We start from the raw sequence: 16852 nt of genomic DNA on the forward strand, positions 1-16852 counted from the left end.
TCACACCTGCAGGATGGAAGAAACGAGAAGCTGGGTATAAGGCGCGCGCGGATCGTCGAGCACGCGGTCGGTAAGGCCGCTTTCGACGACGCGGCCGTCTTTCATCACCATCATGCGCTGCGACAGAAGCCGCGCCACGGCGAGGTCGTGGGTGACGACGATCGCCGCCAGCCCGAGATCGGTGACCAGCCCGCGCAATAGATCGAGCAGGCGCGCCTGCACCGAGACGTCGAGACCGCCGGTCGGCTCGTCCATGAACACAAGGCGCGGCCCGGTGACCAGGTTGCGGGCGATCTGCAGGCGCTGGCGCATACCGCCGGAAAAGGCGCGCGGCTCGTCGTCGATGCGGTCCTCGTCGATCTCGACGCGCGACAGCCAGTCGACGGCGGTGGCGCGGATCCTGCCGTAGTGGCGGTCGCCAACCGCCATCAGCCGCTCGCCGACATTGGCACCGGCCGACACCGTCATGCGCAGGCCGTCCGCCGGGTTCTGGTGGACGAAGCCCCAGTCGGTGCGCATCAGGAAGCGGCGCTCGGCCTCGCTCATGCGGTAGAGCTCGCGCCATTGGCCGTCGCGCATGCGGTAGCTGGCCGTGCCGGAGGAGGGCAGCAGGCGGGTCGACAGGCAGTTGAGCAGCGTCGTCTTGCCGGAGCCGGACTCGCCAACCACCGCCAGCACCTCGCCTGGCCACAGATCGAAGGTGACGTTCTCGCAGCCGACGCGCGAGCCGTAAAATTTGGACAGCGCTGAAACGCGCAGCAGCGGTTCGTCGGTCATTCGGCCGGCTCCGTTTTTTCAGAGGCTAGGTGGGTCTCGGGAGCAAGGTGGCCGTGATGGCCGTCGGCTCGCCGCTTCTCGCAGTGGTCGGTATCGGAGCAGACGAACATGTGGCCGCCATGGTCGTCGAGGATGACCTCGTCGAGATAGACATTCCCGGCGCCGCAGAGCGCGCAGGGCTGGTCGAAGGTCTGCACCTCGAAGGGATGGTCCTCGAAGTCGAGGCTGACGACGTCGGTGAAGGGCGGCACCGCATAGATGCGCTTCTCGCGGCCGGCGCCGAACAATTGCAAAGCCGGCGAGCGGTGCATCTTCGGATTGTCGAATTTCGGCGTCGGCGAAGGATCCATCACGTAGCGGCCTTCGACCTTGACCGGATAGGCGTAGGTGGTGGCGATGCGGCCGTGCCTGGCGATGTCCTCATAGAGCTTCACATGCATGAGGCCGTATTCCTCCAGCGCGTGCATCTTGCGCGTCTCGGTCTCGCGCGGCTCGAGGAAGCGCAGCGGCTCGGGGATCGGCACTTGGAAGACTAGCACCTGTCCTGCCGTCAGCGGATGCTCGGGGATGCGGTGCCGGGTCTGGATGATGGTGGCGGTTGCCGTGTCGGTGGTGACAGCGACATTGGCGACTTTCCTGAAGAAAGCGCGGATCGAAACGGCGTTGGTGGTGTCGTCGGCGCCCTGGTCGATGACTTTCAGCACGTCATCCGGACCGATGATCGAGGCGGTGACCTGGACGCCGCCGGTGCCCCAGCCATAAGGCATCGGCATCTCGCGCGAGGCAAAGGGCACCTGATAGCCGGGAATGGCGATGCCCTTCAGGATGGCGCGCCGGATCATCCGCTTGGTCTGCTCATCGAGATAGGCGACGTTGTAGGTGGCGATGTCGGTCATGGCGATCACGTCCGCTCTCTGCTATGAAATTGGCGCCCAAGACGCGGAAGGACGCCCGAATGGACTCTACCGGTTGGTTGCATCTTGGCGTGCTGCTGCTGGTGTTCGCCGGCTTCGCGACCTTTGCGCTGCGGAAAATGGTTCTCCCCGCGCCAAGGGAACCTCCGTACGGCGAGTCCTTCGGTGGCGGCGACTATACTGGCGGCTTCGACGGCGGCGGGCATTCCGGTAGCGGACACTGAAGTCATTCCGCCGCCTCGCGCTTCTCCTCGGCGGCCTTGTCCTCGTTTTCCCGCGCTTCGTATTCGGCGCGCATGCGGCGAACCAGGCCGAGCTCGGCCTGGAAGTCGACATAATGCGGCAGCTTCAGATGCTCGACGAAACCGGTGGCCTGGACATTGTCGGAATGCGAGATGACGAATTCCTCGTCCTGCGCGGCGGCGACGACATCCTCGCCAAGCTCCGTGGCGCGCAGCGCCCGGTCGCACAGCGCCATCGCCATCGCCTTGCGCTCGCTCTGGCCGAAGACCAGGCCGTAGCCGCGCGTGAACTGCGGCGGCGCCTTGGCCGAGCCCTTGAACTGGTTGACCATCTGGCATTCGGTGACGCGGATGGAGCCGAGCGGCACGGCGAAGGGCAGCTCCGGCACGTCGAGCTCCAGCTCGACCTCGCCGATGCGTATCTCGCCGACAAAGGGATGGTTGCGGGCGTAGCCGCGCTGCGTCGAATAGCCGAGCGCCAGCAGAAAACCTTCGTCGCCGCGCGACAACGCCTGCAGGCGGATGTCGCGCGCCATCGGGAATTGCAGCGGCTCGCGCGTGATGTCGCCGGGCACGTGGTCAAGCGGCATCTCGCCATCGGCTTCGATCAGGCCTTCATGGGCGAGGATCGCCGAAACGCGCGGCATGGCCTCCGGCTCGGCCAGACGCTGCGCCGGTATCTCGACCTCGGCGCCGGCGGCAAGCTCTGGATCGAGCAGGCGGTGCGTATAGTCGAAGGTCGGGCCGAGCACCTGGCCGCCCGGCAGGTCCTTGTAGGTGGCCGAGACACGACGCTCGACCTGCATGGCGCCGGTGTCGACCGGATTGGTGTAGCCGAAGCGCGGCAGCGTGGTGCGGTAGGCGCGCACCAGAAAGATCGCCTCGATCATATCGCCGCGCGCCTGGGTAACGGCGAGAGCCGCGAGCTCGCGATCATAGAGCGAGCCTTCGCTCATCACCCGGTCGACGCCGAGCGCCAGCTGCTCGACGATCTGGTCGAGGCGCAGCGCCGGTACCGAGCGGTCGCCGCGGCGGCGGTCGGCAAGCAGGCGATGCGCATTGGCAATGGCGGCTTCGCCGCCTTTCACCGCGACATACATGTCATGCCTCCATCGTCTTGATGCGGGTGGTGCGCGGCAGGCAGGCGAGGCTGCCGGGCGCCGCCAGAATGATGTCGACGCCGCGCGGGAAACGCTGGGTGTTCTGCTTCCACTGCTCGACGAAATGGCGCGGCATGCCGGGAGGCGCGATCATCGACGTCTTTTCGATCCCCGGACCTTCGAGCAGCAGCGACGGGCCCGAGGCAAGATCGTCGACCAAGAGGATCAGCGTCGTCGAGCGGTCGGGATATTCTTGCGTGCCTTGCGCAAAACCATCGAGCGCCGCCATCTCCTTCGGATTGGCGATCAGGGCGAAATGTGCGTCGGCCGGCGTGTTTGCCGAGGGCGCGCCGGTGTGAAAGCCGAGCCAGGCCTTGACCGCGGCTTCCGTCTGCAGCGGCGGGTCGAGCCAGACCGGCGTGTCGTTGTCGCAGAGCGAGAGCGCCACGGCGCCGGCCGTCGCCGACAGCGGCACCGGCGGGCGAGCGAGCTGCCGCAGGTTCTGGACGGTGCCGGGGCGGGCCATCGCGTCCATGATGGCGCGGAACACCGCCTGGGCGTTGAAGACCGGCTCTGCGAAGCCGCCATCGATCGATTGCGTGGCGATATCCATCAGTCTTCTCCGCGCACCATGGTGAAGAAATCCACTTTCGTGGCCGCTGTTTCGACGCGCTTTGTCTCGCGCGCCGCGGCAAGCGCTGCGCGCAAGGGCGCGGCGAGCTTTGTCTCGACCGCTTCGCGGTGCGCCGGGTCCCGCCACAGCGCGTCGGCGATCGCCGCTAGCTTGGCTTTTCCCTTGTCGCGGCCGAGCGCATAGGAGTGGCCGACCTGGCCGGAGGGCAGACGCACCGTGGCGCGGGTGACCGTCGCTTCGCCGACATTGAACGGTGCGCCACCGCCGCCGATCCGCCCGCGCACCGTCACCAGTCCGGTTTCGGGGCCGCGCAAAAGCTCGGCTTCGGAGGGCAGGCCCGACTCGTTCCACAGGCGGGCGATCTCGTCGGCCGCGGCATGCGCCAGCGTCGCCATCAAGGCTTTCCGCCCGGCCTGCTCGCGCGCTTCCTGTCCTCGCATGGCATCGCTCCTCGCATAGAGAAATTTGTCTATTGATATAGACAACTATACAAATTATACTCACTTGGTATCGGGAGTCCATGACGGGTGGATGACAACGGGTGCAAAAGTTAGGGGTGATGACGTTGGGGGCGGGGAAATGACCGGGCTGGCAAGCAGCATCGAGAGGCGCAACGGCGTATCGCTATGGCGGCAGATCGCCGACAGGATTCTGCAGGCGATCGCCAATGGCGATTTCGCCGAGAATGCGGCGCTGCCGCCTGAAGTCGCGCTGGCCGAGCGCTATGGCGTCAACCGCCACACGGTGCGCAGCGCCATTGCAGCACTGGTGCAGGAAGGCGTGCTGAGGGCCGAGCAGGGACGCGGCACCTTCGTGTTGTCGCGCAAGCGGCTGTCCTATCCGATCGGCGCGCGCACGCGCTTCTCGACCGGGCTGCAGGGGCAGACGAGCGAGCGACATATCGCGCTGCTGTCGTCGTCGACCGAGCCGGCCGGCCGGCGCATCGCCGAGGCGCTGGGCATCGCCAAAGGCGCTGCCGTCATCCGCCTGGAGACGCGCGGCGAGGCCGACGGTCATGCGGTGTCGCGCGCGACGACCTGGTTCGATGCCAAGCGCTTCGCCGGAATCGAGGCGGCAATGGCGGAAACGGGATCGATCACCGCCTCACTGAAGCGCTTCGGCATCAACGATTATCTGCGGCATTCGACCGTGCTGTCGGCGCGCCATGCCGACGCAGACGATCTTGCAGCCCTCGATCTGCAGCCCGGCGCGATCGTGCTGGTCACCGTCGCCGTCAACGTCACGCTCGACGGTGAGCCGATCCAATTCGCGGAATCGCGCTTTCCCGCGGAGCGGGTGGAGCTGAAGTTGTCGGTGTTGTAGGGAGTGCCGGTTTTATACGAGACCGTGATTGATCTGCTTCACGCTGATGTCAGGTCGCTTACTTGTCAGCGGCTTGGCGTTTGAGGCTCGCCTTCCCCCACTCCGTCTCGGCTTCGCCGAGCCACCTCTCCCCCCTCCGGAGGGAGAGGAAAGGAGCACGCTGGCGACCGGAGAAGCAGTGTGTCCGGTTGAAGAGCGTTGGCTGCAAGGCTCGCACTCTTCCTCTCCCCCGTCGACCGGGGGAGAGGTGGCTCGGCGAAGCCGAGACGGAGCGGGGGTCGACCTGTGCGGCGCTCCGTCAATTCGGGCTGAGTTCACCGCCTGTCATGTTATCACCCGACCTCTATGACCGCCTTGATCAGTCCCGACTTCTCGTGCGTCCATCGGGCAAGGTCGCGCGGCGTTCCGGCGAGCGTGGTGCGATGGGTGACGAGCTTGTTCAACGGCACAGCGCCGTTGCGGATCGAATCTGCGACATGGTCGAAATCGGCCTTCAGCGCGTTGCGGCTGCCGACCAGCATCATCTCGCGCTTATGGAATTCAGGGTCGGAGAAGGTGATGTCGTCCTTGACGACGCTGACCAGCACCAGCGTGCCGCCATGCGCGACATGGGCGAAGGCCGACTGCACGGACTGGGTGTTGCCGGTCGCGTCGAACACGAGGTCGAACCCTTCGCCGGCTGTTGCCTGTTGGACCAGCTCGGCAGCCGGCCTCTTCGAGCTGTCCAGCGGGGCAAAGCCGAGCTGCTTCTCGGCGAAGCCGAGACGTTCGGCGCTCATGTCGAGCAGGCTGACATCCAGCCCGGCAATGCGCGCGAAGATCGCCGTGCCGAGGCCGATCGGGCCGGCGCCGATGACCAGCGTGCGCTGGCCGGGCAGCCCGAGCGATCGGCGTACCGCATGCGCGCCGATGGCCAGGAATTCCACCGCCGCGGCGTCGGCCAGCGACAGGCCGTTCGTCGGGTAGAGGTTCTGCGCCGGCACCAGGATTTCGTCGCACATGGCGCCGTCGCGATGGACGCCCAGCACCTCGATCTTCACGCAGCAGTTCGGCTTGCCGCGCCGGCAGGCAATGCATTTGCCGCATGAAAGATAGGGATTGATGACGACCGGCTCGCCGACGCTGATCTCGACGCCTTCGCCCTTCTCGACGATCGTGCCGGCAACCTCATGGCCCATGATGCGCGGATAGGCCAGAAACGGGTGCTTGCCTTCGAAGATGTGGTAGTCGGTTCCGCAGATGCCGACATGGCTGACCGCAACGCGCGCCCAGCCGGGCGGCGGTGCGCCGGGCCCGGCGCGGTCTTCGAGGACAAGCTCGCCGGGCGAACGGCAGACAACGGCTTTCATATCGCAAATCCAGGCAAAGAGCGCCGGCGCCGCTCGAGCGGGGCCGGCGCGTTAGTTTCACGTAGGAGTCATTTGCCGCGACGACGCAGGCCGTCGAAGTAGACGATGACGATGATCAGCAGGCCGGTGATGACGCGCTGCCAGAAGGTGTTGACGTTGAGCAGGTTGGCGCCGTTGTTGATGGTCGAAAGGATGAAGGAGCCGATCAGCGGACCGTGCACGGAGCCGATGGCGCCAAACAGCGAGGTGCCGCCGATCACCGACGAGGCGATGGCCTGCAGCTCATAAGTGTCGCCCTGCGTCGGGTTGCCGATGCCGATGCGCGAGGCCAGGAGCACGCCGACGATGGCGGCAAGCAGGCCGGACAGGATGTAGGCCATGAAGATGGTTCGCGGCACGTTGACGCCGGACAGGCGCGCGGCCTCGGCGTTGGAGCCGACCGAGAACAGGTAGCGGCCCCAGCGCGTATGGTGCAGGAACACGTAGGACGGGATGGCGACCAGGATCACCATCCAGAACAGGTAGGGAATGCCCGCGAGCGAGCCGCGCGAGAAAGCCTGGAACGAGTCGCTGTTGATGGAGATCGAGTTGCCGTTCGTCATCAGGAGGCCGATGCCGCGCAGCGAGGTCATGGTGGCCAAGGTGATGATGAAGGGCGGCAGGCCCATCTTGACGATGCCGAAGCCGTGGAAGAGGCCGATGGCGACGCCCACCAGCAGCGTGATCAGCACCGCGGCCCAGATCGGCCAGCCGGCGTTGATCAAAAGCGCGACAATGACGGTGGTGAAGCCGACCACCGCGCCGACCGACAGATCGATGCCGCCGGTGATGATGACGAAGGTCTGGCCGACGGCGAGGATGGCGATCAGCGATCCCTGACGCAGAAGGTTGGTGATGTTGAGCGTCGTGGCGAAGGACGGCGTGGCGACGGCCAGCACGATCCACATCAGGAGCAAAAGGCCAAGCAGCGTCAGGCCGAACAGGGCGTTGAAATTGCGCTTGGGTTTTTCGGCGGGGATCGCCTCGGTGCTCATTTTTGTCCTCCCGACTTTTCTTGTTTCTCGGCCAGTGCCTGACCCAGAATATCCTCGTGGCTGGCGGTCCGGAAACCATGGGTCGCGACCAGCTTGCCGCGCCGGAACACGTGCAGCGTATCGGCAAGCTCATAGACTTCCGGCAGATAGGACGAGATCAGGATGATGCCGGCGCCCTTGGACAAGAGCGTCGAGAACAGGCGGTAGATCTCGGCCTTGGTGCCGACATCGACGCCCACCGTCGGCTCGTCGAAGATGAACAGCTTGGCGCCATGCGCCAGCCATTTGCCGATGACGATCTTCTGCTGGTTGCCGCCCGACAGGCTGGAGGCGAGCGCATGGCGCGTCGGCGTCTTGATGCGCAGGTCGGCGATCTGGCGGTCGGCCTCGGCCTTCTCCTTGGCGCCGGAGATCAGAAAATTGCTGGAGATGCGCTTGTAGATAGGCAGGTTGAGGTTGATGCCGACCGGCAAATTGAGGCACAGACCCTGGTCGCGGCGGCTTTCCGGCGCCAGCGCCATGCCGAGCCGGATCGCATCGTGCTCGGAGTTGACCTGGACCTCCTTGCCTTGCCAGAGAATCTGGCCGGCCGACTTCCTGTGGCGGCCGTAAAGCGTGGTGACGAACTCGCTGCGGCCGGCACCGATCAGGCCGTAGAGGCCGACGATCTCGCCGGCGCGGACGGTCACCGAGACATTCTCGAAGCCTTTGCCCGAAAGGTTCCTCGTCTCGACAATCGTGGCGCCGGGGGTGAAATGTTCCTTGTGGTAGATCTGCTCGATCGAGCGGTTGATCATCAGCTTGACCAGTTCGGGCTCGTCGGTCTCGGCGATGTTGCGGGTGCCGACCAGAGTGCCGTCGCGCAGCACGGAAACGCGGTCGGCGAGCTCGAACACTTCCTCCATGCGGTGGCTGATATAGATGATGGTGACGCCTTCGCCCTTGAGCCGCCGGATCAGCTTGAAGAGCTGGTCGGCCTCCTTGCGGGTGAGGTAAGCGGTAGGCTCGTCGAAAATCAGGAATTTGGTGCCGCGCACGGTGGCCCGCGCCGCGGCGATCAACTGCTGCTGGCCGATGGTGAGATCGCCAAGCATGACATGCGCCGGCAAGTCGAAGCCCAGCCCGTCGATGATCTTCTGCGCGTCCTTCACCATGGCGCGCTGCTGCAGCAGGCCGAAGCGTGACTCCTCCTCGCCGAGGAACATGTTGGCGGCGACGGTGAGATGGCGGCACAGCACCACCTCCTGGTGGACGGCGTTGATGCCCAGCGCCATCGCCTCATGCGGCGTGGCCAAGGCGGTCGGCTTGCCTTCCCAGATCACCTCGCCGGAAGTGCGCGGCATGACGCCGGTCAGGAGTTTTATCAGGGTCGACTTGCCGGCGCCGTTCTCGCCGACGATCGCGTGGATCTCGCCTGCCTTGAAGGCAAGATGCACAGGTTTCAGCGCATGCGTGCCGGGGTAGCGCTTTTCCAGGCCGTTGAGCTCGAGGATCGTCCTGCCCGGTTCCAGCGTGGGGGCCGGATGCAATTCCTGCGCCGTCGACGTCATGACAATCCTCCCAGATTGGCCTCAACCATTGGGTACGCAGCGATGCGTCTGGCGCGCATCTTGAAGGCGGAGCCTAAATCGGGCCGGCGAATTTCCAAATCGCCCCGATGGATGTTTCCGGGGCGCGAGGCCCCGGAAACGACTGTCGCGATGCTGCTCACTTGAGCTTCGGGTTGAGCAGCGCGTCGATCTTGGGATCCTTCATGTTGTCTTTGGTGACGAGGTTCGCGCCGGTGTCGACATTGGCCTCGACCTTCTCGCCCTTCGAGGCGGCCAAGGCGGTCTTGATGCCGTCATAGCCCATCCGGTACGGATCCTGGACGACCAGGCCCGAGATGACGCCGTCATTGAGGAACTTGATCAGCTTTTCGTCGCTGTCAAAGCCGATCAGCGCCACCTTGCCGCCGAGATTGTTTTCGGCGATCGCCTGGCCGACGCCCTGCGCCATGATCAGGTTCGAGGCGAAGATGCCCTTGAGGTCCGGATTGGCGGTGATCAGGTCGGTCGCGATGTTGAGGCCGGTGGTGGCCTGGCCGTCGGCATATTTGTCGGCGACAAGCTCGAGGCCCGGATACTTGGCCTTGATCTGTTCGATGAAGCCTTGCTTGCGCTGCTCGAGCGAGCCGGCGCCGGGAAGTGCCGTGATCAGCGCGACTTTGCCTTCCACCTTGCCGCCGTTGGCGGCGCCGATTGCGGCGGCGAGGCCGTCAGCGGCGACGCGGCCGCCCTGCACGTTGTCGGTGGTCAGGAAGGAGGTGAAGGCCTTGGAATCGGCGCCGGAGTCGATGCCGATGACCTTGACCTTGGAGGCAGCCTCGTCGATCGGCTTGCCGAGCGCCTTGAACTCGGTCGGCGAGATGACGACGGCCGCCGGGTTGCTGGCGACGGCGTTTTCCAGGATCGAGATCTGGCCGTTGACGTCGGTTTCGGCCTGGGCGCCGAGTTCCGGCACGTTGACGCCGAGATCCTTGCCGGCCTTGCGGGCGCCGGCCAGAACGATCTGCCAGTAGAAGGATGTGGTATCCTTGACGATGATCGGAATGGTCACGTCGGCCGCCGAGGCGGGCGCGGAATGCATCGCGCCGGCGAGCATCGAAGCGGCGGCCAAAGCCACGAAGGCGCGGCGGTTGAGAAGGCTGGTCACGAATTTCATTAGGTTCCTCCCTAAGTCGCCTGGTGAAGGTTGCGGAAGCTCCATCTGGATAGGCGCGGCCCAAACAGAACTTTATCAATAAAAAACAGATACCGTTTTTTGATAGAGCATTGCCGTGACCGATGCAAGCGATGTCTGCTGCCGTGCGCGATGCGGGCTAGGGTCCGTTCGGCTCGTCCCTGGGCAGTGCTCGGATGCTCCCGTTCCTCCTTATCGGCATGGAACAATAATTTCATAATTCTGTCAACATGGAATATTTATTCCATAGAAAAAGCCTGCACGGTAGTGAAGGTCGCCTCCTGTTGTCGGTGGCGCTTCCGACCCGATAACGGCCTTTGATTAAAGCGTCGCGCCGAGGTGCCACGGCACGAATTCGTTGTCGCCGTAGCCGAACGCCTCGCTCTTGGTCTTGCGGCCGGACGCCGTCTCGATGATCAGCTCGAAGATCTCGCGGCCCATGCCGGCGATGGTCTTCTCGCCCGAGGCGATAACCCCGCAATTGACGTCCATGTCCTCTTCCATCTGGTGATACATGGTCGAATTGGTGGCGACTTTGATCGACGGCGTCGGCCGGCAGCCAAAGCAGGAGCCGCGGCCGGTGGTGAAGACGATGACATTGGCGCCGCCGGCGACCTGGCCGGTGGCCGAAACCGGATCGTAGCCGGGCGTGTCCATGAACACCAGGCCGCTGCCCGAGACTTTCTCGGCATAGCCGAAAACGCCGTTGAGCGGCGTCTGGCCGCCCTTGGCGACCGCGCCCAGTGATTTCTCGAGGATCGTGGTCAGGCCACCGCGCTTGTTGCCGGGCGAGGGATTGTTGTCGATCGAGGCGCCGTGCTTGGCGGTATGGTCCTCCCACCACTTCACAAAGCCGTCAAGCTTGGCGGCGATCTCGGGCGAGGCGGCGCGGTAGGCCAGCAGATGCTCGGCGCCATAGATCTCGGTGGTCTCCGACAAGATGCCGATGCCGCCGCAGTCTGCCAGGATATCGACGGCGGCGCCCAATGCCGGATTTGCCGTGATGCCGGACATGCCGTCCGAGCCGCCGCATTGCAGCCCGACGACGATCTCCGAGACCGGGATCGGCTCACGCTGCAGCTGGCCCACTTCCTCGGCGATCTCGGCCAGAACGCCCATCGCGCGCTCGACCGATTTGCGCGAGCCGCCGGCTTCCTGGATGTTGAAATGCCGCTTTCCCGCGGCCACGCCCTTCTGGCCGTAAAGCGTGAGTTGGTTGACCTCGCAGCCCAGGCCCACCATTAGCACGCCGCCGAAATTCGGATGGCGCGCATAGCCGGCTAAAGTGCGGTGCAGAACCATCATGCCGTCGCCGGTGGCGCTCATGCCGCAGCCCTGGCCGTGCACGATCGGCACGAAACCGTCGATGCCGGGATATTTCGGCAGAAGCGTGCGGTTGGCTTCGTCCGCAATGGCATGGCAGACGGTCGACGAGCAATTGACACTGGCGATGATGCCGATGAAGTTGCGCGTGCCGGAGCGCCCATCGGCGCGGCGGTAGCCCATGAAGGTGCGCTTGCGGTCGGCCTCGGTGGCGTGCTCGGCCTCGCTCGGCGGCACCACCGGCAAGCGGCCGCTCTCGAAAACCAGATTGTGCGAATGAACATGCTCGCCGGGCGCAATATCTTGCGTGGCGCGGCCGATCGCCTGCGCGTATTTCACAACCGCTTCGCCCGCCGGGATCGGCTTGATCGCCACCTTGTGGCCCGGCTCGATCACGGCAGTCGCGGTTGCGCCGCCCGGCAATGGCGTTCCAATCTCGATGCGCCCGTTGGCAACGGCGACATTATCGGAGGCTGAGAGAAGGATGGTGTTTGCAACGTTCACGGGCGGCTGTCCTGGGTGATCCTGGGAATGCGGGCGGATTGACTTGCGCCCGTTTAAAGGTAATGTCTTTTATCGGGAAAAAACAATTTTGCGTCAATTGTTTTTTCGCTCGGTTGGCGCTCGTCTTTTGGACGCTCGCGCCGCCCGTTTGGCAAGCCGGCGAAAAGCGTTCCGCTTTTCGGAGGCCTGCGCCAGAGCAATTCCAGGAAAAGGGCGTAGCGGCTTTCCGTCCGGAATTGCGCAGAAACAAAGATTTAGCGCAGTTCGGCGATTCCGAGAAACGCTGAACTGCTCTAGGAACACCGATCATATCGCGTTTCCGGCAGGCCGCCGCAAGCGTTGGGGGATACGGGGCATGTCGAAAAGCAACAATGTCTACAAGGACGCCTTCAACCGCTGCCTCAGGTTGCTCGACGAGACCAAGAGCCTGCCGTCGGAGCCTGAGCTCGGCACGCTGCTCGGCGTCAGCCGCACCACGGTGCGCAGCATCCTTGCGCGCATGGAAGAAACCGGGCTTATCGACTGGAACAAGCGTAATAAGACCGTGCTCAGGGCGCCGCGGTCCGAGGACTTCTTCCCCGAGGAGGAGACCGACTCGCTGGCCGAGATCATCGAGCGCTCTTTCATGCGGCGTCTGCTTGCGGGAGGCGCCGAAGCCGGCATGCAGATCAACGAGCTGGAGCTGGCGCGCGAGATCGGCGTCGGCACCACCAGCGTGCGCGAATTCCTGATCCGCTTCTCGCGCTTCGGGCTGATCGAGAAGCGGCGCAACAGCCATTGGGTGCTGAAGGGTTTCACGCGCGCCTTCGCGCTGGAGCTGACCGAGATCCGCGAGATTTTCGAGCTGCGTTCGGCGGCGGCTTTCGCCGCGCTGCCGGAAGATAGCGCGGTATGGGCCGATCTTGACCGGCTGGAGCTCGAGCATCGCCAGCTCGCCAGCGAGATCGCCACGCGCTTCAACGAATTCTCCGAGCTCGACGAGCGCTTCCACCGGCTGATCCACCGCGCCTCGCACAATCGCTTCATCGTCGACTTCTACGATGTCATCGCGATGATCTTCCATTACCACTATCAGTGGAACAAGGCTGAGGAGCGCCAGCGCAACGAGGTCGCTATTCAGGAGCATCTCGCCTACATCGCGGCGCTGAAATCGCGCGATCCCGGCAAGGTGGACGCCGCCTGTCGCAAGCACCTGAAGTCGGCGCGCCAGACGCTGCTGACCTCAATTCCCGAAGGGCGGCAGATGCAGCCCGCCTAGGGTCTGTCGAGATTCAGGTGATGCCGGCCTGCGAAGGGCGGCTTCCTGCGCTTCCGGTGCTCACGTACCTTAAGTACGCTCCGCTCCGGTTCTCGGAAGCCACCATTCTCGGCTCGGCCTGACCTGAATCTCGACAGACCCTAACGCATGTCGTCCAGAAGCGTGCAGCGGTTTTGGGACAACGACATGCATAAAAACAATCGCGTCGCGCCGCGTTGCCGCAGCGCGGTTTTGCCGATTTCCCGCGCGCATTCCCCGTGCTACCGTCGACGCGTTTCCGGGAGAGGCTTTGCGTTGGATATCCGGCTGAGACGATGGAGCATGCCGGCCGCGTTCGTCGCGGCGCTGCTTCTATTGCTGCAGTCCTCTCTCGGCGCTTTCGCCTTCGGCGCGCCTTCGCAGGTCGACGCCTTCGGCAACGTCATCTGCACGCATGAAGGGGCTGTAAAACTCCCCGGCGGCGATCCCCACCAACAACATCTGCCGGCCTGCTGCTCGCTCGGCTGCAACATGGTTTCGGCGGCGCATATCCCGCCGCCAGAGGCCGTCGCCCTGGCCAGGACCCAGCTTTTCGAGGCCGTCGCCTTCCAGCTTCCGGCCTTCCGGCACCAGGATTTCGCCCGCGACCGGTCTCCGGCCAATCCGCGCGCGCCGCCGGCGATGGTCTGATCCGCGGAACCTTCCGCAGGCCTATTCATCCAAAGATCAGACTGTTCGCGGCCGCATTCCGGCGCGATCCCGTACTCATGGAGCAACCATGTCCAATCTTCTTCCCAAAGCGCAAGCCTTCGCCCTTCGCGGCGCGCCGCCGTTTCACCTCCTGCTGCGCGTTGGCCTTGCCGTGCTCAGCCTTTTTCTTCTCTTGGCCTGCATTCCCGCCGCCTTGGCGCATGAGTTCAAGGTCGGCGATCTCGAGATCGAGCATCCCTGGTCGCGGGCGACGCCGCCGAGCGCCAAGGTGGGCGGCGGCTATTTCACCGTGATCAACAAGGGCAGCGCGCCGGACCGGCTGCTGTCGATCTCCTCCGACATCTCCGAAAAGGCCGAACTGCATGAGATGGGCGTCAAGGACGGCGTCATGACCATGCGGCCGGTCGAGGGCGGGCTGGAGATCCCGGCCGGCGGCAAGGTCGCGCTGAAGCCGGGCGCCTATCACCTGATGTTCACCGGCTTGAAGCGGCAGCCGAAGCAGGGCGAGAAATTCTCCGCGACGCTGACCTTCGAGAAGGCGGGCAGCGTCACCGTCGAGTTCGCCGTCGAAGGCATGGGCGAGACGGGCACCGGCGATATGGACATGGATCACGCCGACTAACCCGTCAATTCGAAATCGAGGCACAATTCATGAAGAAGTATGTTTTGGCGGCGGGCGCGCTTTGCGCGCTCGGGACCAATGCCGCGCTCGCCCACATCACGCTCGAAACGCAGGAAGCGGCCGTCGGCTCGACCTACAAGGCCGTCTTGCGCGTGCCGCATGGCTGCGAGGGCAAGGCAACGACCGCGGTGCGTGTGCAGATACCCGAAGGCGCCATCGCGGTGAAGCCGATGCCCAAGCCCGGCTGGACGCTGCAGGTCAAGAAGGGCAAATACGAGAAATCCTACCAGCTCTATGGCGAGACCTTGACCACCGGCGTGAAGGAAATCGACTGGAGCGGCGGCAATCTGCCGGACGAATTCTATGACGAATTCGTCTTCCGCGCTTCGCTGGCGGCCGATCTGCCGGCCGGCCAGATGCTCTATTTCCCGGTGGTGCAGGAATGCGGCGACGTCGCCGAGCGCTGGATCGAGATCCCGGCGGCCGGCCAGGACGAGGACGCCTTGGAAACGCCCGCGCCCGGCATCAAATTGCTGCCGAAGAAATGATCTCTGTTGGCGCGCTCCCTCGGGATGCGCCAACATTTCCAGTTATGACGGCATGAACGCAGCACTGCCTTCCTCGATGAACTGCATGCTTGCCGGCTCGCTTGTCTGGCTGGCGGCAATGCTCGTGGCGATGGCGCTGCTCGTCGTGCCCGGCCGCGCTTTGGCGCATGCCGCGCTGGTCGCGACCGACCCGGCTGACGGCGCCGTGCTGACGCAAAGTCCCGGCAAATTCTCGCTGACCTTCAGCGAGCCCGTCTCGCCGCTGGTGCTGACGCTTGTGCGGCCGGACGGCTCACAGCTTGCGCTGACATCCTTCCGCCTCAAGGACCAGACCGTCGAGATCGACAATCCCGAAGCGCTCAAATCCGGCACGCATGTGCTGAGTTGGCGAGTCGTTTCGGTCGATGGTCATCCGGTCGGCGGCTCGGCGCTGTTTTCCATGGGCGCGCCAAGCGCGGCACCAATGGCGGGTGAGGCCGTCGACTGGACGCTGCGGGCAGCGATCTGGCTCGGCAAGCTGTTTCTCTATGCCGGACTTTTTCTCGGCATCGGCGGCGCGTTCGCACTTGCCTGGCTCGCCGAGGACCGGCGCCGCGGCCGACGCTTCGTCATCGCGGCGCTTCTTATCGGTCTCGTCGGAGCGCCGCTTTCGCTCGGCCTGCAGGGGCTGGATGCGCTCGGCGCGCCGCTCGCCCGGTTTGCGACACCGGCTGTCTGGAAGACCGCGCTCGAGACGAGCTTCGTCTGGACGATGCTGCTCGGCCTGATCGCGCTCGGCTTGGCTTTGCTTTCTCTTGCCGGACCGTCGGGCTTGCGCAAGCTGGCGGCGTCCGTATCACTGCTCGGTGTTGGCGCGGCCCTTGCTGCGAGCGGTCACGCCAGCGCCGCCGAACCGCAATGGCTGACGCGGCCGCTGGTGTTCCTGCACGACACCGCGATCGCCTTCTGGGCCGGCGCGCTGGCGCCGCTCGGCCTCGCGCTGCGGCAGCAGCCGGCGGAAGCGAAGGTCTTTCTGCGGCGCTTCTCGCGCGCGATCCTGCCGGTCGTGGCTGTCCTTGCCGCCAGCGGCATCGTGCTGGCGATCATCCAAGTGCAGCAGCCGGCGGCGCTGATCCATACCGCTTATGGCCGGCTGCTGCTGCTCAAGCTCACGCTGCTGCTCTTCCTGTTCACGTTGGCCGCCATCAACCGCTGGACGTTGACCGCGCCCGCCGAGGCCGGCGACACCGAGGTGCAGCGGCGGATGGCGCGCTCGATCGGCATCGAGGTGGTCATCGTGCTTGCCATTTTCGGCGTCGCCGCCGGCTGGCGCTTCACCCCGCCGCCACGCGCGCTGGCGATCGCCGCCGCGCAGCCGGTGTCGATCCACGTCCATGCGCTGAAGGCGATGGCCGATCTCAGCATCACGCCAGGCCATGCCGGCGAGGTCGCCGCTTCGATTATGATCATGACCGGCGATTTCGGGCCTCTCGACGCCAAGGCGGTGACGCTGGTGCTGTCGAAGCCGGATTCCGGCATCGAGCCGATCAAGTGGCCGGCGAGAAAACCCGGCGACGGCACCTGGCGTATCGACAATCTCGCTATCCCGCTTCCCGGCCGCTGGAACGCCCGGCTCGATATCCTCGTTTCGGACTTCGAGGTGGTGAAGGTCGAGGCGCCAATTAATATTCGCGCAGAGTGAAATTGAGAGTGAATGGTGAATAGTGAATGGTGAATAGCAGGCGATTTTCGTTTCCGCGTCGCGACGACGTTCGCCTGTCCATTTCACTATTCACCATTCACCATTTCGCCCTCAGTCTTCACCCTTGGTCTC

General features: G+C 64.7%; 17 protein-coding genes. 7 read left to right on the top strand and 10 right to left on the bottom strand.

Features of this window, described 5'->3' with window-relative positions:
• Window positions 1–777, bottom strand: a complete 777-nt coding sequence (gene phnK, locus LB538_RS23190) for a phosphonate C-P lyase system protein PhnK (protein WP_042640728.1) — start codon at window positions 775–777, stop codon at window positions 1–3.
• Entirely contained in the window at window positions 774–1673 is a 900-nt protein-coding gene (locus tag LB538_RS23195; protein ID WP_224532071.1) for an alpha-D-ribose 1-methylphosphonate 5-phosphate C-P-lyase PhnJ, read from the bottom strand. The genes phnK and LB538_RS23195 overlap by 4 nt, the downstream gene beginning before the upstream one ends.
• Before the next feature lie 59 nt (window positions 1674–1732).
• On the opposite strand from LB538_RS23195, the gene LB538_RS23200 reads away from it, so the two are divergent.
• Window positions 1733–1915 carry a hypothetical protein gene (locus LB538_RS23200; protein WP_224532070.1) on the top strand — a complete coding sequence of 61 codons (183 nt, stop codon included), beginning with the start codon at window positions 1733–1735 and terminating at the stop codon, window positions 1913–1915.
• A gap of 2 nt (window positions 1916–1917) precedes the next feature.
• On the opposite strand, the gene LB538_RS23205 is transcribed toward LB538_RS23200, so the two are convergent.
• From LB538_RS23205 to phnG, 3 genes are read right to left on the bottom strand one after another with little or no spacing between them, the layout of a single operon-like run.
• Complete coding sequence (locus LB538_RS23205) at window positions 1918–3033, bottom strand: carbon-phosphorus lyase complex subunit PhnI (RefSeq protein ID WP_224532069.1); 1116 nt, start codon at window positions 3031–3033, stop codon at window positions 1918–1920.
• Between the two features lies 1 nt (window position 3034).
• A complete protein-coding gene (gene phnH, locus LB538_RS23210) occupies window positions 3035–3646 on the bottom strand; it encodes a phosphonate C-P lyase system protein PhnH (protein ID WP_224532068.1) in 612 nt (203 codons plus the stop codon).
• On the bottom strand, window positions 3646–4107 hold the full coding sequence (phnG, locus tag LB538_RS23215) for a phosphonate C-P lyase system protein PhnG (RefSeq protein ID WP_140845185.1): 462 nt from the start codon (window positions 4105–4107) through the stop codon (window positions 3646–3648). Before phnG ends, phnH begins: the two co-directional genes overlap by 1 nt.
• 139 nt (window positions 4108–4246) lie before the next feature.
• Here phnG and phnF point away from each other — a divergent pair, with 139 nt between their 5' ends.
• Window positions 4247–4990 carry a phosphonate metabolism transcriptional regulator PhnF gene (phnF, locus tag LB538_RS23220; protein WP_224532067.1) on the top strand — a complete coding sequence of 248 codons (744 nt, stop codon included), beginning with the start codon at window positions 4247–4249 and terminating at the stop codon, window positions 4988–4990.
• A gap of 332 nt (window positions 4991–5322) precedes the next feature.
• Here the strand turns inward: phnF and LB538_RS23225 are convergent, their stop codons facing one another.
• The 5 genes from LB538_RS23225 to LB538_RS23245 form a co-directional block, all read right to left on the bottom strand.
• On the bottom strand, window positions 5323–6339 hold the full coding sequence (locus LB538_RS23225; RefSeq protein WP_224532066.1) for a zinc-binding alcohol dehydrogenase family protein: 1017 nt from the start codon (window positions 6337–6339) through the stop codon (window positions 5323–5325).
• A gap of 68 nt (window positions 6340–6407) precedes the next feature.
• The gene (locus tag LB538_RS23230; protein WP_224532065.1) at window positions 6408–7373 is read right to left on the bottom strand and encodes an ABC transporter permease; all 966 of its coding nucleotides are present in this window, start codon (window positions 7371–7373) and stop codon (window positions 6408–6410) included.
• A complete protein-coding gene (locus LB538_RS23235) occupies window positions 7370–8923 on the bottom strand; it encodes a sugar ABC transporter ATP-binding protein (protein WP_224532064.1) in 1554 nt (517 codons plus the stop codon). Before LB538_RS23235 ends, LB538_RS23230 begins: the two co-directional genes overlap by 4 nt.
• Before the next feature lie 157 nt (window positions 8924–9080).
• The gene (locus LB538_RS23240; RefSeq protein WP_095769220.1) at window positions 9081–10076 is read right to left on the bottom strand and encodes an ABC transporter substrate-binding protein; all 996 of its coding nucleotides are present in this window, start codon (window positions 10074–10076) and stop codon (window positions 9081–9083) included.
• Between the two features lie 339 nt (window positions 10077–10415).
• Complete coding sequence (locus LB538_RS23245; protein ID WP_224532063.1) at window positions 10416–11921, bottom strand: UxaA family hydrolase; 1506 nt, start codon at window positions 11919–11921, stop codon at window positions 10416–10418.
• 355 nt (window positions 11922–12276) lie between these two features.
• Between LB538_RS23245 and LB538_RS23250 the strand changes: the two genes are divergently transcribed.
• The 5 genes from LB538_RS23250 to LB538_RS23270 all read left to right on the top strand — a co-directional run bounded on the left by LB538_RS23250 (window position 12277) and on the right by LB538_RS23270 (window position 16720).
• The gene (locus LB538_RS23250; protein WP_095769222.1) at window positions 12277–13179 is read left to right on the top strand and encodes a GntR family transcriptional regulator; all 903 of its coding nucleotides are present in this window, start codon (window positions 12277–12279) and stop codon (window positions 13177–13179) included.
• Window positions 13180–13500: 321 nt separating this feature from the next.
• Window positions 13501–13848 carry a DUF2946 family protein gene (locus LB538_RS23255; protein ID WP_224532062.1) on the top strand — a complete coding sequence of 116 codons (348 nt, stop codon included), beginning with the start codon at window positions 13501–13503 and terminating at the stop codon, window positions 13846–13848.
• Window positions 13849–13936: 88 nt separating this feature from the next.
• Window positions 13937–14491 (top strand): copper chaperone PCu(A)C, encoded by a 555-nt coding sequence (locus LB538_RS23260; protein ID WP_224532061.1) that lies wholly within the window; start codon window positions 13937–13939, stop codon window positions 14489–14491.
• Between the two features lie 29 nt (window positions 14492–14520).
• The gene (locus tag LB538_RS23265; protein ID WP_224532060.1) at window positions 14521–15039 is read left to right on the top strand and encodes a YcnI family protein; all 519 of its coding nucleotides are present in this window, start codon (window positions 14521–14523) and stop codon (window positions 15037–15039) included.
• Between the two features lie 52 nt (window positions 15040–15091).
• Window positions 15092–16720, top strand: coding sequence for a copper resistance CopC/CopD family protein (locus tag LB538_RS23270; RefSeq protein WP_224532059.1), 1629 nt, complete (start codon window positions 15092–15094; stop codon window positions 16718–16720).
• Window positions 16721–16852: the final 132 nt, after the last annotated feature.

The sequence above is a fragment of the Mesorhizobium sp. Ca11 genome, assembly GCF_020165275.1.
Lineage (GTDB): Bacteria > Pseudomonadota > Alphaproteobacteria > Rhizobiales > Rhizobiaceae > Mesorhizobium.

Coding starts and splice junctions, on each gene's coding strand:
- phnK (WP_042640728.1), bottom strand. CDS start 777: ATGACCGACGAACCGCTGCTGCGCGTTTCAGCGCTGTCCAAATTTTAC.
- LB538_RS23195 (WP_224532071.1), bottom strand. CDS start 1,673: ATGACCGACATCGCCACCTACAACGTCGCCTATCTCGATGAGCAGACC.
- LB538_RS23200 (WP_224532070.1), top strand. CDS start 1,733: ATGGACTCTACCGGTTGGTTGCATCTTGGCGTGCTGCTGCTGGTGTTC.
- LB538_RS23205 (WP_224532069.1), bottom strand. CDS start 3,033: ATGTATGTCGCGGTGAAAGGCGGCGAAGCCGCCATTGCCAATGCGCAT.
- phnH (WP_224532068.1), bottom strand. CDS start 3,646: ATGGATATCGCCACGCAATCGATCGATGGCGGCTTCGCAGAGCCGGTC.
- phnG (WP_140845185.1), bottom strand. CDS start 4,107: ATGCGAGGACAGGAAGCGCGCGAGCAGGCCGGGCGGAAAGCCTTGATG.
- phnF (WP_224532067.1), top strand. CDS start 4,247: ATGACCGGGCTGGCAAGCAGCATCGAGAGGCGCAACGGCGTATCGCTA.
- LB538_RS23225 (WP_224532066.1), bottom strand. CDS start 6,339: ATGAAAGCCGTTGTCTGCCGTTCGCCCGGCGAGCTTGTCCTCGAAGAC.
- LB538_RS23230 (WP_224532065.1), bottom strand. CDS start 7,373: ATGAGCACCGAGGCGATCCCCGCCGAAAAACCCAAGCGCAATTTCAAC.
- LB538_RS23235 (WP_224532064.1), bottom strand. CDS start 8,923: ATGACGTCGACGGCGCAGGAATTGCATCCGGCCCCCACGCTGGAACCG.
- LB538_RS23240 (WP_095769220.1), bottom strand. CDS start 10,076: ATGAAATTCGTGACCAGCCTTCTCAACCGCCGCGCCTTCGTGGCTTTG.
- LB538_RS23250 (WP_095769222.1), top strand. CDS start 12,277: ATGTCGAAAAGCAACAATGTCTACAAGGACGCCTTCAACCGCTGCCTC.
- LB538_RS23255 (WP_224532062.1), top strand. CDS start 13,501: ATGCCGGCCGCGTTCGTCGCGGCGCTGCTTCTATTGCTGCAGTCCTCT.
- LB538_RS23260 (WP_224532061.1), top strand. CDS start 13,937: ATGTCCAATCTTCTTCCCAAAGCGCAAGCCTTCGCCCTTCGCGGCGCG.
- LB538_RS23265 (WP_224532060.1), top strand. CDS start 14,521: ATGAAGAAGTATGTTTTGGCGGCGGGCGCGCTTTGCGCGCTCGGGACC.
- LB538_RS23270 (WP_224532059.1), top strand. CDS start 15,092: ATGAACGCAGCACTGCCTTCCTCGATGAACTGCATGCTTGCCGGCTCG.